The following is an 8846-nucleotide window of genomic DNA, read 5'->3' as shown; positions in this document are numbered from 1 at the left end:
CCGCAGACCGGGGAGGAAAAGACCGGGGATTCAGGGGAATCATTATACTTAGCGTATCCTTTTAGGCACAGTGTCAGAGTCTAAGCCCATTATAGTCCGAACACGTTCAATATCCACACTCTGACGTACTAAATCCGCTAATTCATTAAAAGCCGATTCACGCAATGCTGCCTGTGAAAGTGACGCCTCTACCGGTCTGACTCGACCTCTGCGCTGCCAAAGCCAGACCAAAAGCGCTGTCCGTAAACCGTCATTATCAAAAATCCCATGTAAGTAGGTTCCATAGGCTTTTCCCGCTTGCAAACCATCCGTGTAGGATACACCATTCGATGTCAAGTGAAAAAGAGGCGACTGTCCTTCATCCGGCGTGGAGCGCCCCATATGAATCTCATAGCCTTCGATTGTTTCTCCGGTGCAAGCTGAAAAAAAACCGTGCTGTGAAAGAATCTTTCCCTTACTCCGGACGGTATGTTTCTGCGGAAAAAATTCCGTTACCATCGGAAGAATATCGAGACCGTTCATATCTTCCAGCTCTGACTCTGAATGCAGCGGATCCTTCACTGAACGCCCCATCATCTGGTACCCTCCGCAAATCCCTATGAGGGGGATCTCTTGCTCACATAGCTTCTGAATTTGCGTTCCTAAACCGCTCTTGTGAAGAAAACGTAAATCGCCCAGGGTATTTTTGCTGCCAGGAAGAATAATTAGATCTGGTTTTCCTAGATTGGTAAGCTCAGTGACATAGCGCACAGAGACATCCACTTCATCCTGCAGCGCATCAAAGTCTGTAAAGTTAGAAATATACGGGAAACGAATTACTGCGATGTCCAACTGTTCGGCTGAGGCTACGGAGGGTTTCTCCATTGCCTCATTTAGGGCTACGGAATCTTCATCCGGAAGGCGTATTTTAAAATAGGGAACGACTCCAAGCACCGGGATACCTGTTCTTTCTTCAATAAAGTCTAACGCAGGTTGCAGAAGCGCCAGTTCGCCCCGAAACTTATTAAAGATAATTCCTTTGACCATTTCCCGTTCCTTAGTCTCTACTAATTCCAAGGTCCCCACAACAGAAGCCAAAGCCCCACCGCGGTCAATGTCGGCCACCAGCAACACCGGAGAATTGGCCTCCAAGGCCACTCGCATATTGACAATGTCGTTCGATTTTAGATTAACTTCTGCGGGACTCCCTGCTCCTTCAATAATAACGATTTCAAATTCGTCGAGCAGTCCATGAAGAGCATCTTTTACAAACGGCCAAGTCATCCGTTGATATTCCCCGTGATAACGCAAGGCTGTAACATTACCTTGAGACCGTCCCATAATGACTACTTGGGAACCTGTTGAGCCGCTTGGTTTTAATAAAACTGGGTTCATGCGTACTTCAGGCTCAATTCCAGCAGCTTGAGCCTGAACCACCTGTGCTCTCCCCATCTCTCCGCCTGTTGCAGTTACAAAAGAGTTGAGGGCCATATTCTGCGCTTTAAAAGGACTAACCAGATATCCTTCTTGATAAAATATCCTGCAAAACGCCGCAGACAGTACGCTTTTGCCAACACTGGAAGAGGTCCCCTGGAGCATAAGTCTTGCAGCTACCTTGTTATTAGAAGACAAATAGATCACCCCCTGTATGCGAGGTTCGATATTCGATATTCGATATTCGATATTCGAACTACAAACCTCGTACCTGTAGCCACGTGCTTCATGCTTCGTGCCTCGTACTTCATGCTTCGTGCCTCGCACCTCGCACCCTCGTGCCTTGCATCAAAGTTGCCTTAGAGCGGTATAAATTAACGCATTGACAACCGTTGCGGCCAGAGGACTTCCCCCTCGCGTTCCTAGTATCGTAATCGACGGAAGAGATTGACGTGCCCACAATAAATCCTTAGCCTCTTTAGCTCCCACAAAACCGACCGGCATACCAATAATCAAGGCCGGACAGGTTTCTGGATTCTCGGCTAAACGTAAAACTTCGAGCAGCGCAGTTGGCGCATTACCAATCGCTACGATTGAGCCGTACAAACTCTCCGGATGCATTCGAATAGCTGTCATTGAGCGCGTGATTCCCCATACTTTTGCTTGTTCGGCAACTCCGGGGGCATTAAGAAAGCTTTGAACCGTTCCACCCAAAGATTTAAGTTTTTCTTTGGCAATGCCTGCGCGAACCATCTCAACATCTGTAATGATGATCGCCCTCTCCTTCAAAGCCTTGAGCCCACAAGCAATCGCTTGCGGATGAATTGCTATGACCTGTTCCAGAGATAGATCTCCACTGGTATGAATTAAGCGTTCCACTACCGAAAATTCATCCCCCGACCAGGGGCGTGTTAATCCAGCCCGAATCAGGCGCATACTTTCTGCCTCGATTTGTCCCGGATCCAAGACAAAACCGGTCATCCGTTCACGGCCTCCTTGATTCGCAGGGCAGCCAGATTAGCGATGCCGTCATCCGCTCCCAACTCTTTAGTAAATACAATTTCAACATTCGGATGGTGTGCACGAATTTCACGTAATTCTTCATGAATATCCACGGAAACATGAATTCCCCGAAAAAGAAAGAGCGGCATGATGACTATCTTTAACGCCCCATTCTTTATTTTAGCTTCTACTGCTTCCGGAAGGCTAGGGTGATCATGAGCCATATAAGCAGGTGTTACCGTCTGTCCCATCAATAGACTCACTTTTTCGGCGACAACTATAAGTCCTTGATTTGCTTCGGCACGTCGACTACCGTGTCCCAAAAGAATGATCTCTGTAGCTTTCATAGAAATTCCTCCAAATGGTTAATAAACTCCGCCAGTGAACTATCCTGACCATCAGTAACCGGTCGTTTCAGGATAACCAAAGGGATATTTAAGCTGAGGCAAGCCTGAACTTTTTCCAGGGTTCCTCCCACTTGGCCACTCTCTTTGGTTACCACGACCTCGATCCTCAATTGTTTGAACATCGCTTCGTCCCACTCTTGGGAGAAAGGGCCTTGAGCTGCAATGATTTGATTCGGTTTGAACCCCAAGATTTCGCAGCGCGCCAACACCCCTGCTGTTGGCAGGACGCGAATATAGAGTCTTTTATCCTGCAAAGAGGGCTGAGAAACCCACTCAGATAACGCCTTGCTTCCGGTGGTGAGCAGAATACGCTGCCCTAGCTCTGCAGCAATAAGGGCCGCACAGGAAATGTCTTCCGCCCAATGAATTAGGGGATGAGCTTTCAGTTCCAGCGAAGAACGCTGCCAACGCAGATAGGGCATTGATAGTTCTGCGCAGACTGTTTTGACCATTTCTTTCACCCGTGCCGCGTAGGGGTGGGTCGCATCCACAATTGCCGCAAACTCTCCGCCTGCTACAAGGTCTTTGAGAGTCTGAGCATCCATTGCGCCGGAACGCACTCGGAGACCTTGTTCTCGAGCCAAATCCGCACCATAAGTAGTCAGAGTCGAAACTAAAATATCATGACCACGTCTCCTCAAAGCATCCGCTAGTTCTCGACCATCCTCTGTGCCGGCCAAGACTAAAAGCTTCATAGCATGTACCCGCGAGGGGTAACCATATAGGTTCCCAGAATTCGAGTTTGAGAGTTCCCGATAATTACGGTAGTCCGCATATCTATGGGATGCCTTGTGAAATCAACCAAGGTGGTAATTTGCGCCCTAGACTCCTCGCCCCGTAAGGCCTCCCGGACCAGGCCAACCGGAGTATCGGGACTACGGTAGCGAAGCAGGATCTCGCGCATCGTCTCAATGTGTTTCGGACGTCCTTTACTTTTCGGGTTATAAATAGCCAGGATAAAATCCCCTTCAGCTGCCAAGCGCACCCGTTTCTCAATGACTTCCCAAGGAGTTAAGAGATCACTTAAGCTGATCACAGCAAAATCGTGCATCAGAGGTGCACCTAACATGGAAGCTGCCGCACTGGCTGCCGTAACTCCTGGAAGGACCTCCAGCGGAAGGGTCAGCAGACCTTCTTGATCAAGACACTCGATTAGAATACCGGCCATACCGTAAACCCCGGCATCTCCACTGCTGATAACGGCTACACTGTGTCCCTCAGCGGCCAAACGTATTGCCTCTCGGCAACGGTCAATTTCTTGACGCATCCCGGAAGCTACAATTTGTTGATGATTTATTAACGGTCGGATAAGGTCGATGTAAGTTTTATAGCCAACGATGAATTCAGCTTCATTTAAGACCGACTGAACCCGTGTGGTCATATGGTCAGGGTCTCCGGGCCCGATGCCCACGACAAAGAGTTTTCCACGCTGATTGCTACTGTGACCCCCCGACCCTTGAACTTCGGCAGAATCAGGCGTCCCTTTTGAGTTCCCAGCAAACTCGCTGCTTCGCATACACCATCCACTCCTATCTTCTCGTTTGCAAATTTTGACCGGCTTAACTGTTCTTTTTCAATGACTGCTTGGAGTTCGACTGCTGGAAAGATTTGAAACGGGACCCGCAGGTACTTAGCCGCATCGATCAGACCAACTTCATCATTTTTAAGATCAATACTATAGATCCCTGAAACTGCCTTAAGGGATGCCCCGATCTGTTCAATTGCCAACGTGATTCCCTCTAAAACAGCCTCAGTGGAAATTCCCCGCCGGCATCCAACCCCAACACTCAAGGTGGGTGGAACTAAATAGATGAGATCATCCCTAATAGTTCGGCCCGGAAAAGGACTAATTATCACATTGGCTGCTTCTTTCTCTTGGTCTGACAAGAACTGATAATGCTCATCGTTAATCCAAGCCTCTTCCGGTTTCAAGGGGTAAATGCTCCATATTTTGAGATAACCTTGTTCTAAAAGCAAGCTATTGACAGTTGGTAAATGGTCAAGAGGTTCAACTTTCCAACCATACCTGCGGGCATACTCATCGGGCGCAACTAAGCCCCGAACATCGGTCGCTGTCGTAATAACCGCTTGAGCCCCAATCTGACAGGCAAGATGATTTGCCCAAGTATTTGCGCCACCCAAATGTCCGGAAAGTAAAGGGATAATGAACTTCCCCTCCTCATCTAAGACAAGCACCGCCGGATCCCGATCTTTGCCTTCGATAAGGGAAGCGATTTGGCGTACCACAATTCCTGTAGCCATGACGAAAATGAGAACAGCATACTCCTGCCATAGTCCCGGGACGATATCCCCCAAACGCCGAAACAGATGCAATTGCGGTCGAGGGTGCCCTTCCCCTTCTCCGTGATCCTTGTTTGAACCGAGTGTTTTCTCGTGAATATAGAGTTCCTGAACGACTGTGCCCGGAAGTTTCTCTCCAATACGCCGGACTGTGGCCATCCCTCGGTCAGTTAACGATACAAGTGCAATATTCGTTTTTGTGTTTGGGTTTGTATTTGCGTTTGGGGCTGCGATTGCGTTCGGGTTTGTGTTTGCGTTTGGGTTTGCCTTATCGTTTTTATTCACGTTTCAGTACCTTGCCGATAGTTGTGTGTAAAAGTCGGGTTATAGAGCTTTGAACGAGCATACCCATTAGCGGGATCTAAAAAATCGCCTACCAGGATTTGGGCCTGTTTGCGGATTCCCACCGTTTTAACTTTTTCTACGATGGTTTCCAATGTTCCCTGCAGAACCTCTTCATCTGGCCAACTCGCTTTAGAAATTACGGCTATCGGGGTAGAGGCAGGGTAACCACCTTCCAGCAAGGCTTCGACAACTGAGTGCATATCCTGAACACTTAAGAAAATTGCCATACTGGCTTGGTGTTTCGCCAAGTTGGCTAGTGCTTCACGCTCCGGTACAGGGGTCCTTCCCGCCAAGCGGGTGAGAATCAACGTTTGGCTGATATCCGGCAGAGTAAATTCACGTTTAACCGCCGCAGCGGCCGCAAACACCGAACTGACTCCAGGAATGACGGAATACGGAATATATTGCTTGTCTAAGTAGTCGAATTGTTCCTTAATTGCCCCGAACATACTGGGATCACCCGTATGGAGACGAACAATAGTTTCCCCTCGCCTTGTCCCCTCATCCATCAAATCTACTACTTCCTCGAGCGTTAGGTAAGCACTGTCATGAACAGGTGTTCCCGGGTGGCAAAGTCCGAGCAACTCCGGGTTGACTAAAGAGCCGGCGTAAATCACCCGGTCCGCCCTCTCCAGCGCACGTGCACCTTTGACCGTTATTAGTTCCGGATCACCCGGACCGGCACCAACGAAAATTACTTGGCCGTTAGTTTTTCTCCGGCTCACTGTTTTCCCTCCCCAACAAATCTTGTTTGACAAGTAACAAACTGAGATAATCAATTTTGTCGGATGTGAAATCCTGAGGTTTTGGTTGCCAGCAGATTCTCTCGCTAGCTTGTCCGAGGCGAGTTAACAAGACTGCTTTTCTCTTGAGCCCTTCGAGCAGCGTCAAAATCTCAGGCAGCCTTCGGGAGACTTTCATAAAGACTAAATTGGGGAAATTGAGAAACTCCCCTACGTCTTCGGTACTTGGCAAGATTAGGAGGGGCTCATCCCCTGTGGCAAGAGGCAAGTTAATCCTGGCTGCCGCTGCAGACATAGCTGTAATGCCCGGCACTGTTGCAATACACTCCTGAGGCAGTTCTTCTTGAAGAATGTTAAGCAGGTAACTGTAAGTACTATAAAGCGAAGGATCCCCCAGCGTGATAAAGGCGACGGATTTGCCCTGTTTCAGTTCGGCCAGGAGAGTTTGCGCCCCATCTTGCCAGGCCTTTACTAAAACCTGCTGATCCGCAGTCATGGGCATTTCGAGTTTGACTAGGCGGACATTGGCTGGACAATATATTTTAGCTATATCCCAGGCCACACTTTCCCGGTCAAGCTTGGATTTGGGAATAGCAACCAGATCGACTGATTTCAAAACATCAACAGCCTGCAATGTTAAGAGACGAGGATCACCGGGACCGACCCCAACTCCAAAGAATTTTCCCCATGTTGTATTCATAAAGCTTCCCCTTTTCGTGCTGATAATATAAAAATTGGGTTCAAAGCCTGGGCCATATGCAGTGTTTGTACCGCTTTCCAACGGATTGCTTGAATTGAAACGATATCGATATCCTGATAGTTAAGGTCTGTCAGCAGATTCAATCCTTGAGCCACTGTTTCGATCGTCACCGCTGTGATTACGATTCTTCCACCTGCAACAAGAGGAACAGTTTCTAAGATTTCTGCTAAACGCCCATTACTCCCACCAATAATACAGACACCGACTGGGGGAAGCTCCCCGAAGACATCCGGCGCAGTTCCGGGAATCAGATACAGATTTGATACGCCAAACTTACGCTGATTGGCCAAAATAAGAGCTTGAGCCTCTGGATTATGTTCAATCGCATATACTACGCCCTCAGAAGCGAGACCGGCGGCTTCTATACTAATACTTCCGGTACCGGCTCCAATATCCACGACACGATCGTATTTTAATATTTGGGCTTTGGCGAGTACTTGCACACGAATTTCCGCCTTGGTCAGGGGAACATTTCCCCGTAGGAACTCTTCGTCTGAAATCCCTATCCGGCATCCATTGCCTTGCTGAGTGGGTTGCTGCTTATCCGGGTAGAGAATAACAATAGCATTCTTTAACAACGTCTTTTCCTGAGCCAACTGCTCTGCATCCATTGACGCCCAAAATTCCTCGGGATAAGCAAGAGCATTCCCGATCAGGATCTGTGGATTATAACCGCGCTCCAGATAGTGCTGTGCGATTTTCTGGGGAGTATTTTCCCCACCGGTTAGAACCGCTGTAGGACTAGTTATCATCTGAGGCAGTACGGTCAACTCTCGACCGTGAACGCTGGCAAAGGTTGCCTCCTGCCAAGGAAGCCCCGCTCTGGCAAAAGCGAATTGCAGAGAACTGATCCCAGGATAGACGTCGATTCTCTCCTCCGGAAATTCTTTCTTCAGTCTGGGTAATAAACTGAAAAACCCAGGGTCGCCGGAGACTAAAACCCCGACGACTCTCCCTTCCGGAAGTGCGTTTCTAATCACTTCAATACTGCCGTCTAGATCAACTGATAGGTCATACCGGCGTCCTGAAAAATCCGGAAAGAGTTTCAGTGCCCTTGAACCTCCAACTAATACATCGCAGTGCTTAACAAGTTCAGTGATTGCCGGCGGCAACCATTCCGGCCGCCCAGGTCCGACGCCGATCACTTGTAACATATAATAAACCTTCTTCCCTGGATTTTATTTAAGTCTCGTAGAAACCAAACGTTTATCCAATCGTAAGACTCCCACTTCTACAAGAGGGAGAGGTACACCTTATTCTGCTTCGGTGGGGGTAGACTCCGACTTCGCCGCTAAGAATTCCTTTTGGGACGTGCGGCTTCGGCAAAACCCTCCACTGGAGGCTTTCGTCACCGAAGACTCGATGTTCAACTTTAGTTGAACGAGTTCACTAATGGATGGGTAAATAAAAATACGAACCGGAGCGGCTCGTATGTTTACCTTAAAAAAACACACATCACCTATCGCCCGTAGGTCTGTGATATTTCTCAAGGCAGGTTTTCTGGCTTCATATCATCATTCTCTACCCATCATGGTAATAACTCGCGGGATAAATGAGAACTCCTTGTTTACAGTGGCGGGACCGCGTCGGACTTTCGCCGACTTCCCCTTTTTAATCCTCTAGCGCAGAGGAACCTTAAGCATAACGCTATTAAATTCACGAGTGGTGTATTCGACGAACATTCGTTTATTATTATATACCAAGTTCTTTCTGATAGAAAGAAGTTAGGAAAAACTTAAGTGAACCAGCATGAATTTCTCGTGGGTTATTACCTTAGAAAAATATTGATGGATAAAGTTTACATATCTAAGGGTTGACATTTGCTATATGACAACTTATTATATATATACAGGTTGTTAGTCTAACGGGGAGGTT

Annotated in this window: 9 protein-coding genes and 1 riboswitch; all 9 genes read right to left on the bottom strand. The window is 48.1% G+C overall.

The genetic code is table 11. The features are described 5' to 3' along the window. Positions 1-48: 48 nt before the first annotated feature. Positions 49-1578 carry a cobyric acid synthase gene (locus AC6I5A_RS02640; protein WP_497900444.1) on the bottom strand — a complete coding sequence of 510 codons (1530 nt, stop codon included), beginning with the start codon at positions 1576-1578 and terminating at the stop codon, positions 49-51. 183 nt (positions 1579-1761) lie between these two features. Then, positions 1762-2394, bottom strand: coding sequence for a precorrin-8X methylmutase (locus AC6I5A_RS02635; protein ID WP_034611396.1), 633 nt, complete (start codon positions 2392-2394; stop codon positions 1762-1764). Further along, on the bottom strand, positions 2391-2762 hold the full coding sequence (locus AC6I5A_RS02630; protein ID WP_034611392.1) for a sirohydrochlorin chelatase: 372 nt from the start codon (positions 2760-2762) through the stop codon (positions 2391-2393). The genes AC6I5A_RS02635 and AC6I5A_RS02630 overlap by 4 nt, the downstream gene beginning before the upstream one ends. Beyond that, positions 2759-3517 carry a precorrin-6A reductase gene (gene cobK / locus AC6I5A_RS02625; RefSeq protein WP_034611389.1) on the bottom strand — a complete coding sequence of 253 codons (759 nt, stop codon included), beginning with the start codon at positions 3515-3517 and terminating at the stop codon, positions 2759-2761. The genes AC6I5A_RS02630 and cobK overlap by 4 nt, the downstream gene beginning before the upstream one ends. Then, positions 3514-4203 (bottom strand): precorrin-3B C(17)-methyltransferase, encoded by a 690-nt coding sequence (gene cobJ / locus AC6I5A_RS02620; protein ID WP_034611386.1) that lies wholly within the window; start codon positions 4201-4203, stop codon positions 3514-3516. Before cobJ ends, cobK begins: the two co-directional genes overlap by 4 nt. Beyond that, positions 4200-5282 (bottom strand): cobalamin biosynthesis protein, encoded by a 1083-nt coding sequence (locus AC6I5A_RS02615; RefSeq protein WP_052167843.1) that lies wholly within the window; start codon positions 5280-5282, stop codon positions 4200-4202. The genes cobJ and AC6I5A_RS02615 overlap by 4 nt, the downstream gene beginning before the upstream one ends. Positions 5283-5404: 122 nt before the next feature. After that, entirely contained in the window at positions 5405-6193 is a 789-nt protein-coding gene (gene cobM, locus AC6I5A_RS02610) for a precorrin-4 C(11)-methyltransferase (protein ID WP_034611383.1), read from the bottom strand. Then, positions 6174-6911, bottom strand: a complete 738-nt coding sequence (gene cobI, locus AC6I5A_RS02605) for a precorrin-2 C(20)-methyltransferase (RefSeq protein WP_034611381.1) — start codon at positions 6909-6911, stop codon at positions 6174-6176. Before cobI ends, cobM begins: the two co-directional genes overlap by 20 nt. After that, on the bottom strand, positions 6908-8125 hold the full coding sequence (locus AC6I5A_RS02600; protein ID WP_034611378.1) for a bifunctional cobalt-precorrin-7 (C(5))-methyltransferase/cobalt-precorrin-6B (C(15))-methyltransferase: 1218 nt from the start codon (positions 8123-8125) through the stop codon (positions 6908-6910). Before AC6I5A_RS02600 ends, cobI begins: the two co-directional genes overlap by 4 nt. A 319-nt stretch (positions 8126-8444) precedes the next feature. Then, positions 8445-8624, bottom strand: a riboswitch (cobalamin riboswitch). Positions 8625-8846 lie beyond the last annotated feature (222 nt).

Source organism: Desulfosporosinus sp. Tol-M2 (genome assembly GCF_059735615.1).
This window is presented reverse-complemented; position numbering and strand designations above follow the sequence as displayed.

Bases quoted from the DNA above. Each gene is read 5' to 3' on its own strand.
- cobK (WP_034611389.1), bottom strand. From the start codon at position 3,517: ATGAAGCTTTTAGTCTTGGCCGGCACAGAGGATGGTCGAGAACTAGCG.
- AC6I5A_RS02630 (WP_034611392.1), bottom strand. From the start codon at position 2,762: ATGAAAGCTACAGAGATCATTCTTTTGGGACACGGTAGTCGACGTGCC.
- cobI (WP_034611381.1), bottom strand. From the start codon at position 6,911: ATGAATACAACATGGGGAAAATTCTTTGGAGTTGGGGTCGGTCCCGGT.
- AC6I5A_RS02615 (WP_052167843.1), bottom strand. From the start codon at position 5,282: ATGGCCACAGTCCGGCGTATTGGAGAGAAACTTCCGGGCACAGTCGTT.
- AC6I5A_RS02640 (WP_497900444.1), bottom strand. From the start codon at position 1,578: ATGCTCCAGGGGACCTCTTCCAGTGTTGGCAAAAGCGTACTGTCTGCG.
- cobJ (WP_034611386.1), bottom strand. From the start codon at position 4,203: ATGACCACACGGGTTCAGTCGGTCTTAAATGAAGCTGAATTCATCGTT.
- AC6I5A_RS02635 (WP_034611396.1), bottom strand. From the start codon at position 2,394: ATGACCGGTTTTGTCTTGGATCCGGGACAAATCGAGGCAGAAAGTATG.
- AC6I5A_RS02600 (WP_034611378.1), bottom strand. From the start codon at position 8,125: ATGTTACAAGTGATCGGCGTCGGACCTGGGCGGCCGGAATGGTTGCCG.